Source organism: Sphingobium sp. HWE2-09, assembly GCF_035989265.1.
Taxonomy (GTDB): domain Bacteria; phylum Pseudomonadota; class Alphaproteobacteria; order Sphingomonadales; family Sphingomonadaceae; genus Sphingobium.
The window spans coordinates 399054-416736 of sequence record NZ_JAYKZX010000001.1; the positions used below are offsets into that span (position 1 = coordinate 399054).

Annotated in this window: 19 protein-coding genes; 10 read left to right on the top strand and 9 right to left on the bottom strand. The window is 59.4% G+C overall.

Going from position 1 to position 17683, the window contains the following annotated elements:
• Positions 1 to 112: 112 nt before the first annotated feature.
• Positions 113 to 847, bottom strand: coding sequence for a Crp/Fnr family transcriptional regulator (locus U5A89_RS01855; protein ID WP_338159509.1), 735 nt, complete (start codon positions 845 to 847; stop codon positions 113 to 115).
• Between the two features lie 116 nt (positions 848 to 963).
• Entirely contained in the window at positions 964 to 1221 is a 258-nt protein-coding gene (locus U5A89_RS01860) for a DUF6894 family protein (RefSeq protein ID WP_338159510.1), read from the bottom strand.
• 245 nt (positions 1222 to 1466) lie between these two features.
• Here U5A89_RS01860 and U5A89_RS01865 point away from each other — a divergent pair, with 245 nt between their 5' ends.
• The 4 genes from U5A89_RS01865 to U5A89_RS01880 all read left to right on the top strand — a co-directional run bounded on the left by U5A89_RS01865 (position 1467) and on the right by U5A89_RS01880 (position 5757).
• Complete coding sequence (locus tag U5A89_RS01865; RefSeq protein ID WP_338159511.1) at positions 1467 to 2264, top strand: histidine phosphatase family protein; 798 nt, start codon at positions 1467 to 1469, stop codon at positions 2262 to 2264.
• Entirely contained in the window at positions 2261 to 3139 is an 879-nt protein-coding gene (locus U5A89_RS01870; RefSeq protein ID WP_338159512.1) for an NAD(P)H-hydrate dehydratase, read from the top strand. The genes U5A89_RS01865 and U5A89_RS01870 overlap by 4 nt, the downstream gene beginning before the upstream one ends.
• A 474-nt stretch (positions 3140 to 3613) precedes the next feature.
• The gene (locus U5A89_RS01875) at positions 3614 to 5260 is read left to right on the top strand and encodes an FAD/NAD(P)-binding protein (protein WP_338159513.1); all 1647 of its coding nucleotides are present in this window, start codon (positions 3614 to 3616) and stop codon (positions 5258 to 5260) included.
• On the top strand, positions 5257 to 5757 hold the full coding sequence (locus tag U5A89_RS01880) for a DUF1543 domain-containing protein (protein ID WP_338159514.1): 501 nt from the start codon (positions 5257 to 5259) through the stop codon (positions 5755 to 5757). Before U5A89_RS01875 ends, U5A89_RS01880 begins: the two co-directional genes overlap by 4 nt.
• Positions 5758 to 5815: 58 nt before the next feature.
• Here U5A89_RS01880 and U5A89_RS01885 read toward each other — a convergent pair whose 3' ends face one another.
• The gene (locus U5A89_RS01885) at positions 5816 to 5995 is read right to left on the bottom strand and encodes a hypothetical protein (protein WP_338159515.1); all 180 of its coding nucleotides are present in this window, start codon (positions 5993 to 5995) and stop codon (positions 5816 to 5818) included.
• Positions 5996 to 6378: 383 nt separating this feature from the next.
• Between U5A89_RS01885 and U5A89_RS01890 the strand changes: the two genes are divergently transcribed.
• From U5A89_RS01890 to U5A89_RS01910, 5 genes are all read left to right on the top strand, one after another.
• The gene (locus U5A89_RS01890) at positions 6379 to 9078 is read left to right on the top strand and encodes a PAS domain S-box protein (RefSeq protein ID WP_445190603.1); all 2700 of its coding nucleotides are present in this window, start codon (positions 6379 to 6381) and stop codon (positions 9076 to 9078) included.
• Between the two features lie 113 nt (positions 9079 to 9191).
• On the top strand, positions 9192 to 9404 hold the full coding sequence (locus U5A89_RS01895; protein WP_338159517.1) for a hypothetical protein: 213 nt from the start codon (positions 9192 to 9194) through the stop codon (positions 9402 to 9404).
• Positions 9405 to 9492: 88 nt separating this feature from the next.
• Complete coding sequence (locus tag U5A89_RS01900; RefSeq protein ID WP_338159518.1) at positions 9493 to 12360, top strand: DEAD/DEAH box helicase; 2868 nt, start codon at positions 9493 to 9495, stop codon at positions 12358 to 12360.
• Positions 12249 to 12581 (top strand): TRCF domain-containing protein, encoded by a 333-nt coding sequence (locus U5A89_RS01905; RefSeq protein ID WP_338160138.1) that lies wholly within the window; start codon positions 12249 to 12251, stop codon positions 12579 to 12581. Before U5A89_RS01900 ends, U5A89_RS01905 begins: the two co-directional genes overlap by 112 nt.
• Before the next feature lie 80 nt (positions 12582 to 12661).
• Positions 12662 to 13432: an SDR family oxidoreductase gene (locus U5A89_RS01910; protein ID WP_338159519.1), complete on the top strand. Its 771-nt coding sequence runs from the start codon at positions 12662 to 12664 to the stop codon at positions 13430 to 13432.
• A gap of 121 nt (positions 13433 to 13553) precedes the next feature.
• On the opposite strand, the gene U5A89_RS01915 is transcribed toward U5A89_RS01910, so the two are convergent.
• Positions 13554 to 13844, bottom strand: a complete 291-nt coding sequence (locus U5A89_RS01915; RefSeq protein ID WP_069064452.1) for a hypothetical protein — start codon at positions 13842 to 13844, stop codon at positions 13554 to 13556.
• Positions 13845 to 14007: 163 nt separating this feature from the next.
• Here U5A89_RS01915 and U5A89_RS01920 point away from each other — a divergent pair, with 163 nt between their 5' ends.
• Positions 14008 to 14379, top strand: a complete 372-nt coding sequence (locus U5A89_RS01920; RefSeq protein WP_338159520.1) for an endonuclease/exonuclease/phosphatase family protein — start codon at positions 14008 to 14010, stop codon at positions 14377 to 14379.
• On the opposite strand, the gene U5A89_RS01925 is transcribed toward U5A89_RS01920, so the two are convergent.
• From U5A89_RS01925 to U5A89_RS01945, 5 genes are all read right to left on the bottom strand, one after another.
• Complete coding sequence (locus U5A89_RS01925; protein ID WP_338159521.1) at positions 14349 to 14603, bottom strand: hypothetical protein; 255 nt, start codon at positions 14601 to 14603, stop codon at positions 14349 to 14351. The genes U5A89_RS01920 and U5A89_RS01925 overlap by 31 nt on opposite strands.
• A 189-nt stretch (positions 14604 to 14792) precedes the next feature.
• On the bottom strand, positions 14793 to 15083 hold the full coding sequence (locus U5A89_RS01930) for a hypothetical protein (RefSeq protein WP_338159522.1): 291 nt from the start codon (positions 15081 to 15083) through the stop codon (positions 14793 to 14795).
• Positions 15084 to 15389: 306 nt separating this feature from the next.
• Complete coding sequence (locus tag U5A89_RS01935) at positions 15390 to 15677, bottom strand: hypothetical protein (protein ID WP_338159523.1); 288 nt, start codon at positions 15675 to 15677, stop codon at positions 15390 to 15392.
• Between the two features lie 76 nt (positions 15678 to 15753).
• Entirely contained in the window at positions 15754 to 16509 is a 756-nt protein-coding gene (locus tag U5A89_RS01940) for an alpha/beta hydrolase family protein (RefSeq protein ID WP_069063954.1), read from the bottom strand.
• Positions 16506 to 17663 (bottom strand): DUF3182 family protein, encoded by a 1158-nt coding sequence (locus U5A89_RS01945; RefSeq protein WP_338159524.1) that lies wholly within the window; start codon positions 17661 to 17663, stop codon positions 16506 to 16508. Before U5A89_RS01945 ends, U5A89_RS01940 begins: the two co-directional genes overlap by 4 nt.
• Between the last annotated feature and the right edge of the window lie 20 nt (positions 17664 to 17683).

Genomic DNA, 17683 nt, shown 5'->3' on the forward strand with positions numbered 1-17683 from the left:
GGACCAACCCCTCCTGCCAAAGGCCATCTTCAGGCTGTCAGGATGGGGCGACTTCGCTTCCAAAGTTGTCCCAGCTTCCAATTCAAATCAATGACGAAGAGCCGATAGCGGGCTATTGAAATACGAGACGCCTCTGTCGATCGGGGAAGGTGTCGGCAACGAGATAGGTGGGGTCGAACTCGCCTGCGTGCATGAGACGTTCCCAGTCATGGATTTTGACCATGCCGCCTCTAACCGTAACCAAGCGTTCCTGTCTCAGGGTTCTAAGGCTCCGGTTCACATGGACGGACGTCAGGGCCGCTGCGTCGCTCAGTTGCTCCTGGACCATCGGCAGATAAAATTCGAGATGCGGATCTCCGCGTCCCCCGCCATACCGAATTGCGAGCTCGCAAAGAATGTGAGCGAGCCGTGACCGTGCGTCCTTTCGACCAAGATTGACCGCCCATTGCATGAGAATGGCAGCATCCAAGATGCAGTCTCTCCAAAATGCCTCTGCAATGGCCGGAAACTCCCTACCTAAGGTTCGAACGGCGGTGTGGGGTACGCGCAGGATCAGCGTATCAGTCAATGCGGTCAGACCGCCGATCCCGATAGGTCGAACAGCAGAATGGAGATCTGCCATATCCCCAGGGATATGAAGTGCGGTAATTTGCCGCGACCCATTTTTAACCTGACCAACCCGCGCGACAAGGCCAGACGCGATATAACAACAATAATCCGTCTCTTCGCCGAGCGGCACAAAATCCTGTCTGGCGCGTACCTCGATCTCACGCGCTGGCAGCGCGAGAATAGCGCGCTGTTCTTCGTCGGTCAGGCGCGAACGCGCCAGCAGACGCTGAACGAACAAACCAAGATCTGATGGATGTGTGAGCCCGCTGATTTGCGCCTCCTGCTTGTTGCCCTTTCATAGACCGGCAATATGGTAATCTTTCGCTGGGCCCACTAGATAGAGGGCCAGGATCGCTAGACTGCGGCCGCTTTGCTATCGGTTATCGTAATCAATTCCCGAAAATCGATGGTGGCCAAAACCTTCCCCTCATCATCTGCAACCTCAATATAATGGCCAAGGTCGATGGGTTCACCGGCTTTAACATGTTCGGCCATCAGATCGCGGGAGCTTCGTATTGCTTCCTCTTTCGCGGCGGCCAGATCCGTGAAATCACGGCCCTCCTCATCATAGGTGTCGGCGCTGTTGAACAGGTTGAGATGATAGTGCGGCATAGCTCCAGAATTCTTGAAATTGTCTCCTGTTCCAGTGGATCAGAGCCAAATTTGGCTAACTTAAATCAACACATTGCTTCCCGATAGATGCTGTAGTCCAAAGTTTGGTTCTGGCCGGCGCACCCGGTCAATCGGACAGTCGTTAGTCAAGGTCTTACAATGAAGATGTAGGTACGCGGATCGTGCAATGTTGCTGACAAGCATCGCGTGGAAAACGGCCATCGACATGTTGGAGGAACTGGAAGATGCCCAAGGGCATTGATCTCGCCATGAATGATGATCATCCGCCTTGGCCCTCGCACCTCTGGATTGTTCGTCATGGACAAAGCGCCGGGAATGTTGCCCGCGACGCTGCCCATGACGCCGCACTTGATCGCATCGCATTGGAAGGCAGGGATGTCGACGTTCCGCTCAGCGACCTGGGCGAGAAACAGGCGAAGGCGCTTGGTCATTGGTTTGCCCATAGCGGTATAGGGCCGCTTCCCGATGTCATCCTCTCATCACCGTATCGCCGGGCCGTTCAGACGGCCAAGCTATTTAAGGGCGCGGGCGGCGCTGCGATGGACGAACCCGTCTGCATCGACGAGCGGCTACGCGAGAAGGAGTTCGGTATCCTTGACGGCCTTACCACCGGCGGCGTGGCAAAGCTCGAGCCTCAGCAGGCCGCCTTTCGCCAAACGCTCGGGAAATTCTATCACCGTCCGCCCGGGGGCGAGAGTTGGTGTGATGTCATCTTTCGTCTCCGAGCCCTCATGGATACGGTATCTCTTCATTATCCGGGTCAAAGGGTCATCATCTTTGCGCATCAGGTGGTCGTCCTGTGCCTGCGCTACATTATCGAAAATATGGATGAAGCTCAGATCCTGGACATCGATAGCGCGGGGGACGTCGCTAACTGCTCAGTCACCGAATACCGCTTCGATCCACAAGCGGGGCGGCGGGGCAATCTTGTTCTCCAGCGCTATAACATTGTGGCGCCTGAAGATGCGTATGATGTACAGGTGACCGATGCGCCCGACCTGCCATCTGTTGCCCGGGGATGACTGAAATAGTTGCTCTTGATGGGGACTGGTGTGCCGCCCATCCCCTACCCAAGGTCGAGAGCGGCAGCGACAAAAATAGTAGGGGTCGCGTCCTTCTGGTCGGCGGGGCGCGCTTCGTTCCCGGGGCACTTGCCCTCACCGGCGAAGCGGTGTTGCGCGCGGGTGCAGGCAAGTTACAGATGGCTACTGTCGAAGCGGTCGCATTGGCTCTGGGCGTATTGGTCCCGGAAGCTGCCATGGTCGGTCTGCCGATGCGCAAGGACGGCGAGATCGCTCAGGAGGGCGTCGCTGTGCTGGCTGATCTTGTACCGCAGTGTGATGTGCTGCTGGTCGGGCCCGGTATGAGCGCTACCAGCGAGACGGGCCTGTTTGTTCAAGGCCTTCTATCTCTGTCGCCACCTGCTCTCCTGCTTGATGCGGCGGCGCTCACCTGCGCAGAACCAAGCGAACTGGCAACAGCTTCGGCCAAGTTGCCCCTCGTTCTCACACCGCATCATGGTGAGATGGCCCGGCTCATTGGAGGCGATCCGCAAGACATCATTGACAATCCTGCAGCTATGCTAGCCGATCTTGTACAAAGGACGGGCGCTTTTGTGGCGCTCAAGGGGCCGGAAACCTGGATCGCCGGCCCTGGAACCCCGATACTGCATTTCACCGGTGGCTGTCCCGGGCTCGGCATTGGTGGATCGGGCGATGTGCTTGCCGGCATCATCGGCGGCCTGATCGCCCGGGGGGCCTCCCCCTTTGTCGCCATAGCCTGGGGCGTTGCGCTACATGGAGCCGCTGGGCAACTTGCGTCGAGCGAGATCGGTGCCATTGGCTTTCTCGCCCGCGAATTATTGCCACGAATTCCGCGCATGCTCGAGATCCTTTGAGAGCTGCTGACTAGGCAGAAGGCAGTTTCATCGTTTTTTGCATCTAAAGGGAGATGTCGAGTTATGCAGTCGCATCAATATGAACCGCGCCGGGTTTTGCGGAGGGTTATGTACGGTAAGCTGACTGTCCGGTCCTTAGGGATTGAAAATATTCAGACGAACGCCGGGATGGGTCGGTTTTGCCACGCGCCGGACGCTGCGTAGTGGCTAGGCCGGCATTCATCGGTGCTGCTGCGTACGACAACTCTCGACAAAAACAGATGTAAAAAAGGCCTTGAAGATTTTGCGCTTACAAGACAATTGCGAAAAAACTCATTCTTCATCGGCCTCAAGGTCTGGCGGTGTTCTCGATTTGCAGTGGCCAACGGTATCTCAAGGGTTTGTAGGACAACTACTTCACCGCCGGCGAGATGATTTTTTGATGTGCCGTGCTTTGAGATGGCACCACTCTGGCATCTACGCATTCATAGCCGAATGACCGCCTCCATTGCCTTTGTCGGTGCCGGACCGACCACCCTTTATACGCTCAAGGCGTTTGTTGAGCATGCAGCCCGCCCCATGAGGATCACCGTCTTCGAGCAACAGGCGCGCGCCGGTCTCGGTACGCCGTATCGGCCGGGGTGGAACGATCCGGCCATGCTCTCGAACATTGCGAGCGTTGAAATCCCGCCGCTGAGCGAGACGCTTCTATCCTGGCTCAAGCGTCAAAGCCGCAAGCGTCTCATAGGCTTGGGTATCGATCCCCGAGACGTAGACGATCGCGCATTCTACCCGCGTGTTGCCCTGGGGCGATACTTCCTCGACCAGTTCGACATGCTTGTGGGCGAGGCGCGTGATAAAGGGTTCATCGTCGATATTCGAACCGGTCGACGTGTCCTGGACATGTCTGTCCAGGACAACTTCGTTCAACTGGAGATTGAAGGGGAGGACGAGGATATAGCTGACAATCGTTTCGACTTCGTCGTCATGGCGACTGGCCATCAGTGGCCGGAAGAGCCTGAGGCGCGGCCCGGCTATTTTCTCAGCCCATGGCCAGCTTCGGCCCTTAAGCGCATCAACGCTGTCAAAGTTGGCATTCGCGGGAGCTCTCTGACGGCGATCGACGCAGTCGTCGCTCTCGCCACCGCGCATGGCGCATTCACTGAAGGCCCGGATGGCAGCGTTGAATATCGGATCGGGGCGGGATCGGAAGGACTTGCGTTGACGATGATGTCGCGCAAGGGGCTGCTGCCCGAAGCAGATTTCTACCATCCGATACCCTACGAACCGCTAGCCTTTTGTACGCCTGAAGCGATCGCAACGCTGATCGAGGCTCAGCCTGAGGATCTTCTTGAGCAGGCTTATGCGCTTTTCAAGCAGGAACTGGCGCACAGCGATCCCGCTTATGCCGACCATGTCGGACTGGCTGATCTGACTTTGCAAGATTTCGCGGAGCGCTTCTTCGCCGACCGTGCGGGCGCTGATCCGTTTGAATGGGCCGCGGCCAATCTGCGGGAGGCGCAAGCCAATTTCGACCAAGAAATCACGGTGCCTTGGCGCTACGCGATCCTGCGAATGCACGAGGTGCTGGCGCTGATCATCCCGCATCTTAACGAAGAGGCGCTGGAATCGTTCGGCAAGCATTTGAAGCCTGCCTTCGTCGACGAATATGCGAGCGTTCCCCATCTCTCCATCCAGCGACTCCTTGCTTTGCATCGTGCGGGCCATCTTGACGTGCTCGCGCTTGGGAACAACTACCGCGTGGAAACGCACGGCGCAGAACCCGGCGTCAATGTCGTCATTAATGGAAAGCGGCGCCACTATAACGTGTTCATCGATGCGACGGGCCAAAGCCCGCTCGAAGCCGACGATTTTCCATTCCCTACGCTTCTTGAACAAGGCATCGTTCTGGACGCGCAAGATGCAGGCGCGGGTGCCACCAAGGGTATCTCGGTGGATGAGACATTTCACCCGGCATCTCCCGATCCGCGCGCGCAACGGCTATTCTGTCTCAGCCTTCCCTTCATCCTGGGACGTCATCCCTTTGTACAGGGGATCACCAGTTCGCATGAGATGGGCGGTATCGTGGGCGAGGAACTTGCTCGCATCAGTGCTGCGCCTATTCGGGCTGACGCGGCATGAAGCTGTTCGCAATCTACATTGGCGGCGAACACCCTGCCGCGCACATAGAAATTCATGATGTACGGTTCATAGTGGCACCGTCCTTGAAGGCGACCCATGATGCGCTTCGACGCCAGTGGTGGGGCACGCCTAGCACGCTACATATCGACTGCTGGGCCGAGATCGACCATGCGGACGGTTACGACGTTCAGCTACGGTCGGAGCCATATAAGGGGCGCGAACGATTGTTTTTCGTAAATCTGGGTGGTTACGATCCGGCTGACTTCGCTGAACAGCATCGCAACATGTTCGTTGTCGCTGAGAATGTGACCCAAGCCAAGGCACGCGCGATGGCTACCATTCCTGCGTGGAAGGAAGGCCATCGCGACGATCTATACGAGGCTGAGAAGGCGTTTGCTCTCAATGAGGTCATTGGCGAGAAGCTTCACATCCACTTGGTAGCCACCGAAACAGCGCGACCACCGAAATTTGCCTGCCGTTACACCCCGCTAAAGTAAGAGGATATGAAAACGCCGCCCTGTGGAGGGCGGCGTATCGTTCGGCAGAAATCAAAAATTACTTCTCGCCGGTGCCTGGTTCAGAAGTCTTTGGCGCCTTGCCATCTTCTACGCGGCCCTCATTGCGCAAATCGCGGCCTTCTTGTGCTTTCTGCTGGCTTTCGGCGGACTTGCCGTGCTCGAACGCCTCTTCCTTGACATATCCGGCTGCTTCTTTCGCTTTTCCTTCGATGCTCACCAGTCTCTCCTACATGACACTGCTTTTATAACGAGCCGAGTTAGTCAGTGTTCCCTTGATTGATTGGAACGTGACACGCAGGAATTTTAGATTAAATTTTCGCCGATGATTTGGAGAAAGACCGCTGTTTTGCCCAAGCCTGTCCTCACCGCCCTGTGTCGCAGCGCGAACGCCGCAACGGAACCGAGGGATGTTAAAATCATTACGGCTTCGCCGTAATGCTGGCCAAACAATTTTGAGGGGGGGATGTGACAAACGACTGGCCTGACGTTTTCCCTGGCGATTCCCAAATGAGTGCAATCATGCGAGCGCATGATTGGAACGCATCGAACTTAGGTCCGCCTGATCGATGGCCCGAAGAACTCAAGGGGTCGCTACGGCTTATGCTCCTGTCTCGGTTTGAGATGTGGCTTGGTTGGGGAGAAAACCTCAACTTCTTCTACAATGACGCCTATATTCCTACGTTGGGCTCCAAACATCCCACAGCGCTGGGTCGGCCCATGTCGCAGGTATGGAAGGAGGTCTTTGAGGACGTCAAGGATCGCATCGTCTCGGTCATGCGAGATGGCGTTGCGACCTGGGACGAACAGTTGCTTCTGCTCCTTGAGCGCAACGGCTATCCCGAAGAGACGTATCATACATTCTCTTACAGTCCTCTGATGGGTCGCGGGGGTGCTGTCGAAGGCCTGATGTGCGTCGTTCGCGAGGAAACGGATAGGGTCATCAGTGAACGGCGCATCAAGCAATTGAATGATCTGGCCGCCGCGTTGCTCCGATCGAAAAGTCGGTCTGACGTGATCGAAGCGGTGCAAGGCCATTTTGGCAGAGAGAGCCGGGACTTTCCGTTCGCGAACCTACAGCTGTTCGACTTGCCTGAAAGCCTTGATCCCGGCACTGGAGACGCTGCGGATTGGCCAGTCGTCGCGATTCAAAGAGGCGAAAAACAGGCCGTGCAACCGCTGGGGGGCGCTTTTTCGAAGTTACCGACCGGACCGTGGGAGATACCGCCGCGCGATGCGTTGATCGTAGCTATCGAGCAGCCCGGCGAAGCGCAAGCCGTCGGTGCACTTGTTCTGGGATTGAATCCCTACCGCCTGCTCGACGAAGCAACTCGTGATTTCGCCAACCTTATTGCCGCGCAGATAGCGGGGGCGCTTGCCACCATCGATGCCGTGTCTGCCCAGCGACGCGACCGCGATCGGCTGTGGTCGCTTAGTCAGGACCTGATGCTGGTTTGCGACTTTGATGGCGTCATTCGCTTGGTGAACCCATCTGCGACCCGCCTTCTGGGGTGGCGAGAGGATGAGATGGTTGGACAGGTCCTGGCCGATTTCGTCCATCCCGACGATTTATCTGCCACAGCCAAGGAAGTCGAAAAGCTGGCTCAGGGCGTTACGACCCTTTTGTTCGAGAACCGCTATCGCTGCCAGGACGGCAGCTATCGATTGCTCGACTGGAACGCTGTGCCGGACGCGGGCCGCATCCATGCCGTGGCGCGCGATATAACCCGGGAGCGCCAACTCGCCCGCGACCGGGAGCGGATTTGGGCGCTCTCTCCGATCGTCAAGGTGGTGGCGACGACCAAAGGCATTATCAATGCCGTCAATCCATCCTGGACGAAGACGCTGGGGTGGAGCGAAGCTGATACGGTCGGCCGCAATATTTTGGAGTTTGTAGCGCAGGAGCAAGAAGCCGCGCAGCAGCGGTTGGCGAAACTCTCCGAATTCAACGCTGCTGTCGTCGAGTCACAAAGCGTCTTTCGCGCAAAGGATGGTAGCCACCGACGCTTCGCTTGGACTACCGTTCCAGAAGCCGGGATCCTCTATCTATTCGGCCGCGATATCACCGTAGAGACTGAAGCGGCCGAAGCCCTTATCGCGACAGAAGAAGCTTTGCGCCAAAGCCAGAAGATGGAGGCGGTAGGGCAGTTGACCGGTGGCATCGCCCATGATTTCAACAATCTTCTGGCGGGGGTTCTCGGCAATCTGGAATTGCTGGAACTACGTATTTCCCAAGGTCGTATGGAGGCTATCGGTCGCCATCTCGAAACCGCGCAGGGCGCGGCAAAGCGAGCTGCCGCGTTGACGCAGCGACTGCTTGCCTTTTCCCGGCGACAGACACTGGATCCCACAGCCGTCAATATAAACCGGCTAATTTCTGGCTTGGAAGACCTCATACGCCGGACCGTCGGGCCCTCCATAGAGATCGAAGTGGTTGGATCGGGCGGTTTGTGGATGACGTTGGTCGATCGCTACCAGCTTGAAAATGCGCTTTTGAACCTTTGCATCAATGCGCGAGACGCGATGCCGGATGGCGGACGCTTGACGATCGAAACAGCCAATAAGTGGCTAGACAACCGCATGGCGCGCGAACGCGAGCTACCTCCTGGTCAATATGTGTCACTATGCGTGAGCGACACCGGAACGGGCATGACGCCCGACGTGATCGCCCGCGCTTTTGATCCGTTCTTCACGACCAAGCCGCTGGGCGAAGGCACGGGCCTTGGCCTCTCAATGATCTATGGCTTTGTGCGGCAATCAGGCGGGCAAGTACGGATTTATTCGGAAGTCGGCGAAGGCACGACCATGTGCCTCTACCTTCCAAGGCATATGGGACCGGTAACTGAGATCGAACAGGAGTTGCGGCCGACGCAGCTTGATGCTGGGGGGCACGGGGAGACCGTGCTGGTCATCGATGACGAGGCCTCCGTTCGCTCGCTCATCGTCGATGTCCTCACCGACGGGGGATATCACGTCATTGAAGCTGCGGATGGTCCCAGCGGTCTCAAGGTGCTTGAGTTTGATCTACGCATCGACCTTCTCATCACGGATGTGGGCTTGCCCGGCGGAATGAATGGCCGTCAGGTCGCAGACGCCGGCCGAGTGGGACGTCCCAAACTAAAGATTTTGTTCATCACTGGCTATGCGGAGAATGCCATCATCGGCAACGGATTGCTGGAGCATGATATGCACGTGATCACCAAACCCTTCGGAATCGAGGCCATCGTCAGCAAGGTTCGTGAGATGATCGACGAAGGTGACAAACTAGGCAGCCGATCAGCGACCGGCCAATCTGATCCTTAAGCAGCCGCCTTAGCGCGCGTTTTCCGGCTTTTCATTTTGAACCGGACTTTTTGCCGTTGGCGGAACCCACGACATCGTCACGCCGTTAGCTGCCCACCTGTAGGAGAGGCACGGTGGAAGAAAAGAGAAAGGGCCAGGAACCGGAAGCGGATCAACGGCCGGCAGCGACGGGCGGCCTCTATGAGCAGGCCGCGCCGACATCCAACGATCCCCCATCCAAGAAAGAACGAACGAAGATCACGACCGCGCGTGCGCGCGCAGATCGCGACCGGGCGGAATTGCGCGCGACAGGCCATGGCGATCATCAGGGCGAAGAAGGCTTTTGAGCTGTTTTATTGTCAGGCCTGCCCAGGTCGATCTTCGCGTCCTGGTGGGCAAATGAGCGTTTCCCAGGGGATTGGTGAGACCGCACTCATGCTGCTCGACGCCCTGGGCGCGGGCGATCTTCTCTATCTGGCCGATGACGAGCAGGACGCCGAAGCGATAGCCAGCGCGCTCATGTCCCTGGCGCCTGACGATCACGTCGTCCTCCTGCCGTCGAGCGACACCTTGCCCGGCGACAGCGCGCCTGCATCGCCCTCGAACATCGGGAAACGGGTCGCCGCATTGCGGCACCTTCGGCGTCTTGCGGAGGAACCCAAGCGCCGTCCTCTTGCCACCATCATGAGCGGTGAAGGGGCTGCGCGGCTCTATGCAGACCCCGCCGCTTTCGCCGCTGCGCCCCCCAGCCTGCGGGTTGGCGAACCGATCGATCCGACGAATTTCGCCGCTGACATGGAGAATATTGGTTATGTCGCCGACGATCGCGTCGATGAACCAGGCGAGGTAGCGGTCCGCGGGGAGGTGATCGACATCTTTCCGGCAGATGCCGGGCTGCCGGCGCGTATCGATGTCGCCGATGGTCGCGTCATCGGCATCAGGCGCTATGATCCAGTCACGCAGCGCACGCAGAAGTCGTGCGAAGGGCTGGAGATTGGCCGCGCGGCCGAACCGGAGCCAGCGCGGAATGGCACCATCCTCGCCCATCTGCGGCCTGGGCGGCTGTACGTTTCGGCAAAGGCCGAGCAGCGTCGCGCACGTTTCATTCGCCTGGCCACCCAGGCCGCTGGCAATTCGGGTTCGGCGATCGATGCCGCATCCCAGTCGCTGTGGGCAAAAGATCTTGCGGCCTGGCGTTCAGGCGATTCGGCGGATTTCGCCATATCGCCCATCCCTCGCTTTGCGGAGCAGCGCTCGCCCCTATCGGCGCTGAAGCGCTTTGCGGCACCGCATGTGCAGGCGGGTAAGCGTCTGCTGCTGGTTGGCAGCGAGCGAGATGTCCGTTTCCTCCGGACGAAGATTGCCAAGACGTTCAAGGCTAAGGTCGAGGCCATCGACGCGATCGCGGCCGTCGATACGCTTGCGCCGGGCGCGATAGCTGCGCTGGTTGCGCCGATCGACCGGGGCGCTGTCGGCAAGAAGCTCGTGATGATCGCTGCCGCCGATCTTCTGGGTAGCCGGGCGCTTATAGGCCCAGCGCAGGACAGCGTTGCTGCAGGGCTTGCCCAGGCGGGCGGCGACATTCGTGCGGGCGATCTGGTCGTGCATGAGGATCATGGCGTCGCGCGCGTGCTGGGCCTTGAGCCGGCTCCCGGCGATGGCGACGCAGAACTGATTGCGCTTGAATATGCCAATGGCGCCCGGCGGCTCGTTCCGTGCCAGGAGGCCGGCTTGCTATGGCGTTATGGCGCCGATGGCGATGCGGTGCGGCTCGACAAGCTGGACGGATCAACCTGGGAAAAGCGGCGCGGGGCGATTGACGAGGCGGTGGCTCAAAGCGCGCACGATCTTCTTCGATTGGCGCGGGAAAGGGCCAAGGTCAAAGCCGCCGTGATAGAACCTGATAGCGCCGCTTATGAACGATTTGTGGCCAGCTTCCCATTCAACGAAACGGCCGATCAGGCGCGGGCGATCGAGGCGGTACGGGACGACCTGGCCAGCGGACGACCGATGGATCGCCTGGTTATCGGCGATGTCGGCTATGGCAAGACGGAGGTCGCCCTGCGTGCCGCCGCGCTTGCCGCCCTTGCAGGCTATCAAGTCATACTGGCCGCGCCCACGACGGTTCTCGTTCGGCAACATATCGAGACGTTCCAGCGCCGCTTTGCCGATACGGGCGTGGTCGTCGCTGGCCTGTCGCGCCTGTCGAGTGCGGCGGAGAAGAAGGCGGCAAAGGCCGGGCTGGCCGACGGGTCCATCGGCATTGTCATCGGCACGGCTGCGGTGATGGCTAAGGATATACGCTATGCCCAATTGGGGCTTGTCATCATCGACGAAGAACAGCGCTTCGGCGCGGCCGACAAGGCAAGGCTGCGGGGACGCACCGACCTTCATCTGCTGGCGATGAGCGCGACGCCCATCCCCCGGACGTTGCACCGCGCGATGATCGGCCTGCAACAGATGTCGGTGATCGCAACGCCGCCCGCCCGTCGCCAGCCGATCCGGACGAGCCTTGCCAGCCCCGACGATGCGATGATCAGGACGGCGCTTCTGCGTGAGCGGTCGCGGGGCGGACAGAGCTTTGTCGTCGTGCCCCGTATCGAGGATCTCGCGCCCCTGGCCGAACGGCTGGCGCGGATCGTGCCGGACCTCGCGCTGATCGAAGCGCATGGCAAGATGCCGGTGGCCGCCATCGACGACGCCATGGTCCGCTTTGGCGGTGGCGAAGGCGATGTCCTGCTCGCGACCAACATCATCGAGGCGGGGCTGGACGTGCCGCGCGCCAACACGATGATCGTCTGGCGCGCCGACCGCTTTGGCCTCGCCCAACTTCATCAGTTGCGCGGGCGGGTGGGCCGCGGCAATCGCCGGGGTCAGGTCATTCTGCTGACCGAAGCGGGAGAGATTGCGGAACGCACGATGAAGCGGCTGCGCACTCTGGCGACCTACGACCGGCTGGGTGCGGGCTTTGCGATCAGTGCAGCCGATCTCGATCAACGGGGCGCTGGCGATCCGCTGGCCGATACGCAGGCCGGGCATATGAAGCTGATCGGGATCGACCTCTATCAACATCTGTTCGAAGCGGCTTTGAAAGAGGCGCGGGGGAGGACGCCGGACTGTGGACGCCTGAACTCAATCTGGGCAGCACGGGCGGCTTGCCATCGGACTCGATACCCGACCCCGACATCCGCCTGGGCCTCTATGTCAGGCTTTCGCGACTTGTCGATGAGGCTGGGCTCAGCGCTTTGGAGGAGGAGCTGGCGGATAGATTTGGTCCGCTGCCCCCCGCCGCCGAACGTCTGATCGATGCCAACAGAATTGCTATTCTCGCGCGGGCGGCCGGGATCGCACGCGTCGATGCAGGCCCGGCCGCGATAGCGCTGACGCCGCGCGAAACGGATCGCGACATAAGCCAATGTGCAGGGCTGTCCGAAAAAGACGGCCGCAGGCTTTTGAAGGCGCAGACGGACGAGGCTGATCGGCTCGCACGGGTGACCGACCTGCTCGAAAGCATTGGCGCTTAGCGGAACTAGCCCCGACATTGCGTCGATCAATCTGATCTGCGGCACCGGGATTGTCGTGCCATCAAGAGGGCGTGCACCACATGAAGATAGCGGTCGTTACAGGCGGTGCGCAGGGCATCGGCAAAGGTATCACACAGGCCCTGTTGACGCAGGGCTGGCGAGTGGCGGTGCTGGACCAGGATGCCGAAGCGGTTCGCGACCTTTCCGACGAAATGCCGACCGACAAGCTTATGGCGATCCGGGCTGATGTCGCCAGCGAACGTGACGTCGAAAAAGCGTTCGACAAGATTACAGCCTGGAATAAGGCGGCGGAAGAGGCCGAGGGTATCGATCTGCTCGTCTCCAATGCGGGCCTTGCCAATTCGGTCAGCGGTCCGATCGAAAGCCTGGAACTTAAAAAATGGCAGGCATGGCAGGACAGCCATGTGACCGGCGCTTTTCTGATGGTGCGCGCCGCCGTGCCGCTCCTGCGCCAGCGTAAAAGGGCGATCGTCATCATGGCATCGACCCGCGCGATCCAGTCGGAACCGGATACGGAGGCCTATGCGGCGGCCAAGGGTGCGCTCTGCGCTCTGACCCATGCGCTGGCGATCAGTCTTGGCCCAGACATCCGCGTAAACGCCGTCTTGCCCGGCTGGATTGAAACCCGCCCTTGGGCGAAGTCACAGGCGCGCGAAGCGGTGGAGCATCGCGCGATCGACCGGGATCAGCATCCGGTGGGCCGCGTCGGCGAACCGTCCGACATCGCGGCTACCGTCCTGTTTCTGGCGTCGGAGGGCGCAGCTTTCATCACTGGCCAGCAGATCGCCGTCGATGGCGGCATGACCCGCAAGATGATCTACGCGCATTGACGGCTCGCTATATCCGACAGCCTCACCGTGTGTCGGTAAGCCGGGTGGCCGGACTATGTGCCAGCAGCGCCTTCGCACTGATATTTGCCGATTGACCCATATCGCGCCATCGGCTCGCGCGTCATAATTGCGCCCCGAATTCCTCTAGCGCGGCCGTGACGACCTCGACCTTCGCTTCATCCTGCAAATCGACCGACACCGTGATGCCGCCAGCGAGGGGCGCATCGTCCCTTTCGGCCTGATCGATCGTCCCGCTATCCGCGCCTCCTATCAGACTGCCTGCACTATTTTCATCCCCGGATGCCGCCACGAAAATGTCGGTCCGGTCGATACCGATTTCCTGGACAAGCCGTTCCACCGCCATGTCGGCCTGCTCACGGCTGTCGAATGTGCCTGTCAATGTCGTACTCATGATGATCCTTTCATCGGGGCCTGGAATCGGCATGTGCGGGGATGGCGGTCATCTTCATCGATGCCCGGTGTATATATGAAGCGCCGATCGCGCGATCGGTTGCATGTCTTCTCCCGCCTTTATTGCAGGAACCACAGGCAGCCTGGGCTGTTCTGGGAACGTCATGCCGACCGAACGCGATGTCTACAAACCCGAGCGCTGGCTGGACGATGCCCTGTTCGCCCCCGAGGTGCGTGACGCCTTTTTCCGGCTGACGGGGCAAGGCTGGACCGATGCCCTACGGACGATCCATCCCGACGAGACGATCTATACCTTCTGGGATTATTTCCGGAATGCCTATGGGCGCAATGCAGGTCTGCGCATCGACCACCTCCTACTTAGCCCCGCTCTCGCCTCCAGGCTTGTCAACGCGCAGGTCGATGCGCATGTGCGCGGGTGGGATAAGACGAGCGATCATGCGCCGGTCTGGATCTCTTTGGCCGATGGCACCGTGCGCAAACGCCGTCACGCGAGGGCCGCGAACCAGCCCGCATAGGGCGTGTCGTGCACCATGTGTCGGTTATAGTCTGGGTCGCCATCCTCCCACCAGACCGGACCGCGCTCGCCGAGCGCTCGCTTGGCGACATCGACATCTTCTCGAGCGGCCCCTTCCGCTTGTGGATCGGCCTGCTCCCGGGCGGCCCGGACCTCGCGTCGTGCCTTCATGAGTTCCGATACGAGCATGAGGCGCGCATGCTCCGCCAACGAGGGGTTGCTCATTCGCCAGAGCCGGCCGCGGACAACGAAATAGCGGCCATCCGGAGTTATCGGATGCCTGGATGCTGGCTCCATCGCTTCCTCATGCTGTCAGTCAAAGAACATAAAATATCGGAGCATAGCCGGACTTGCGCTCGCATCTATCGCATCCGCTGGGCACTAAAACGCCTTCCTGCAGATGACGGCGCGAGGTCACATAGCCGCCGCGAACTCGCGCATGGCGGCGGTCACCGCCTCGACATGGGCCTCGTCCTGCAGATCGACGGACACGATGATCCGTCCCGCAAGTGCGGCATCGTCTCTTGCGGCCTGACCAACCGTTTCGCCGTCCGAACCGGCGATCATGCTACCGGCGCTGTTCTGGTCGCCTTCGGTCGAAATGAAGATATCCGTCCGCTCAATCCCGATCTCTTGCACCAGCCGCTCGATCGCCAGGTCCGCCTCGGTCCTGCTGGCGAATTTACCTTCCAAAGTCGTGCTCATTGCAATTCCTTCGATCATCAGGGACGGGAGTCGGCGCGGTCGGCCTCGGGATAATCCTCCGGCGACACGGTGCCGACCAAGGGCCGGTCCTCTACGTCTTCTTACGGGTTGCCGCCGCGCGTGCGCGGGTCGAGGTCATCCGCATTGGGCTGAACGTCGCCAGCGGGTCCGCAATGGGGAAGCTCTTCGGACTGGCCGTTTTTGGGATCCAGGCCATTCTCGTTACCAGGCATATTATCGACCTTTCTGCGCGTGCAGGCCCTTTGGGCCTCTCAGCTCTATCAAGCTCCGTGCGGAGATCGAGTTTCATGCCAATCGTCGAAGTTGATCCAAGTCATGATGAAAATACCCCGCACGAGAGAGAGTGCGGAGAAGGGCATCTTCCTCGGTCACATCGATGAGTTGACCGGCAAATAGCGTCAGCCGCCTGGACCCATCCGCGACCAATAGTTCAGTCTCGTTTTGCGATACGACTGCCCCGGCCTCGATCTGCCGTCTCACTTTTGACGGTTCGGCAAGCTGTCTAAGTAGGTCGAGACCAAAGAAATTCCTGCCGATAAAGTCAGCCAATCCATTATTGTCCGTGCGGGACACGTCCGAAAGACATGGCCTTGCCCACTTTCTTGCCTGCTTTTCCAGCACAACAGTAAGTGGAGATGATGGGGGATAATTAAATCGTTAGTCGAACCGCCCGAACCATTTCTTCAATCCAGCCGGTCAAAAGGGTCGCATAGGTCCGCTGGTGGTTTGCGTCTCGCATGGCGTGGGTAGCGCCGTGGATGATGCGATGGCTAAGTGAGTTTGCCTGGCGGAAAGCCGCCTGCATCGAGATGATAGCCTCACGTGGAATTCGCTCGTCTTTCTCGGACTCAACGATCAGCACGTCACCGAAGAAATTAGCGCAAGCTGACAGGGCGCGGTCCGCACCTGCTTCATGTGGCTGTTCACGATAGGCTCGCACGATCTCCTTATTAAGTTTTGACTTGGGCATGTCCCAATCATTGTCAGGGTAAAGGGCAGGCACCCTCATGGCCAGCCATCGCACTGGGCGATGTGCTGTAAGCAACATAGCCAAATAGGCGCCGTAACTTGTGCCTATGACGCCGATAGCGTTCGTATCGACAAGTGGGTTCGCTGCGAGGTAGTCATAAGCGGCGAGCACATCATCAAGTCCGTCCTGTCGTGTCACCCATTCTTTATCTGCGTCGCTATCGGCATGCCCGCGAAGATCGAAAGTGAAACATACGCATCCGAGCCGCGCAAGCGCCTCGGCATGTCCCAGATCCTCGGCCTGGTCGCCACCCCAGCCATGAATGAATAGAAAGCCGGGGACAGGCACTTCAGGTTGCAGCAGAGTGCCGACAACCTTCTGTTCGTCAACCCTGAGGGCAACCCCATCTTCGTCAATCTTGCTTGGGTCGCTCATGCGTACCGCACTGCGTATTTGGTCATTGCACCGACCACCGGGTCGACGCCCTGAAAGTAGAGCGTCGCACCAGCAGGGAGCGTTACGATATCATAGACCTCAACCGTAGAGCACCGGACATGCGTCGTATCAGGTTCTGCGCGGAAGGCTTCGAACGCCGCAATCTCCGCACCGCTCGCGCCACCCACCCGCCAGGATTGCTCAAGCACGCCGATGCGCCGATGACCGTGTATATCGGTGCCTTCAATCACATCGTAATTGCGCCGGGTCAGGATGATATCGGGATAGGCGGCATGCGCCGCCCTATCGAATATGGCCGCGCAGCGCACAGCTTGGGTGATGTGTTCAGGCAGGTCTAACTTCGCCAAACCGGCAAGGCCTCCCCGCACGACGAACAGATCGGAACCGCCATATACCTCACGACCCTGATGATCGGTGGTCAGGTTCTGACTTCCCCAGTAGCTGATGGTTTCACCACCAAGTTCGACAACACCGACGCTGTAGGTCACTACGTCACAAAGGTTTTCCTCCAGCACAATGCCGTAGCAGGCGAGATCCTCGGCATCTTCAAGGGCTAGGGCAGCATCAAGCTCGGCTTCACTGTGTATCACGGCTTGGCCGAGGCCAGCTTTACCGCATACGTCTTTGATCCGCACTGGCCCCTGAGCAAGAAGGAGGCGGCCGGCTTTGGCAGCATCTGCATGGCTAAAAGCAGTATAGCCTGGCAGCGCGGCATCGCCCAAGAGCCTGGCCATTTCAAATGACCACTCTTGGGGGCGCTGAGCATTGTCATCGACAAGACCATGCGCAATGCCCTTCGTGCCGATAAAGAACGCCGGCACGACCCCTCCCAGAATGTCACTACGGTCGAAGATGCCAGCCTGGGTAGCCGCATCTTCCTCGAGCGCGTCGCCGGGCACGAGCAAAGCATTCGTCTTCGCCGCCTCATCGGCGCCCATTGGCGCTAGTAAGGGTTGCTCGAGCAGCGACGCGATGTGGTCAAGCAGCACCGCGCGTGATGCCTGATCATGAACGTTTCCTTCTGACGCAGTGTGGTTGACCAGCGCGGCGACTCCGCTTGGTTGCCATGGGAGGATGCGGGTCGCGAAGGAAGCAGGTGGCACCAGTGGGCGAGAATTGAAAGCATTCAGCATGCCGTTCATCCTGATAAGAG

Excerpts from the sequence above, each read along its gene's own strand:
- U5A89_RS01860 (WP_338159510.1), bottom strand. The coding sequence starts at position 1,221 with ATGCCGCACTATCATCTCAACCTGTTCAACAGCGCCGACACCTATGAT.
- U5A89_RS01865 (WP_338159511.1), top strand. The coding sequence starts at position 1,467 with ATGCCCAAGGGCATTGATCTCGCCATGAATGATGATCATCCGCCTTGG.
- U5A89_RS01870 (WP_338159512.1), top strand. The coding sequence starts at position 2,261 with ATGACTGAAATAGTTGCTCTTGATGGGGACTGGTGTGCCGCCCATCCC.
- U5A89_RS01875 (WP_338159513.1), top strand. The coding sequence starts at position 3,614 with ATGACCGCCTCCATTGCCTTTGTCGGTGCCGGACCGACCACCCTTTAT.
- U5A89_RS01880 (WP_338159514.1), top strand. The coding sequence starts at position 5,257 with ATGAAGCTGTTCGCAATCTACATTGGCGGCGAACACCCTGCCGCGCAC.
- U5A89_RS01890 (WP_445190603.1), top strand. The coding sequence starts at position 6,379 with ATGCTCCTGTCTCGGTTTGAGATGTGGCTTGGTTGGGGAGAAAACCTC.
- U5A89_RS01900 (WP_338159518.1), top strand. The coding sequence starts at position 9,493 with ATGCTGCTCGACGCCCTGGGCGCGGGCGATCTTCTCTATCTGGCCGAT.
- U5A89_RS01910 (WP_338159519.1), top strand. The coding sequence starts at position 12,662 with ATGAAGATAGCGGTCGTTACAGGCGGTGCGCAGGGCATCGGCAAAGGT.
- U5A89_RS01915 (WP_069064452.1), bottom strand. The coding sequence starts at position 13,844 with ATGAGTACGACATTGACAGGCACATTCGACAGCCGTGAGCAGGCCGAC.
- U5A89_RS01920 (WP_338159520.1), top strand. The coding sequence starts at position 14,008 with ATGCCGACCGAACGCGATGTCTACAAACCCGAGCGCTGGCTGGACGAT.
- U5A89_RS01925 (WP_338159521.1), bottom strand. The coding sequence starts at position 14,603 with ATGAGCAACCCCTCGTTGGCGGAGCATGCGCGCCTCATGCTCGTATCG.
- U5A89_RS01930 (WP_338159522.1), bottom strand. The coding sequence starts at position 15,083 with ATGAGCACGACTTTGGAAGGTAAATTCGCCAGCAGGACCGAGGCGGAC.
- U5A89_RS01940 (WP_069063954.1), bottom strand. The coding sequence starts at position 16,509 with ATGAGCGACCCAAGCAAGATTGACGAAGATGGGGTTGCCCTCAGGGTT.
- U5A89_RS01945 (WP_338159524.1), bottom strand. The coding sequence starts at position 17,663 with ATGCTGAATGCTTTCAATTCTCGCCCACTGGTGCCACCTGCTTCCTTC.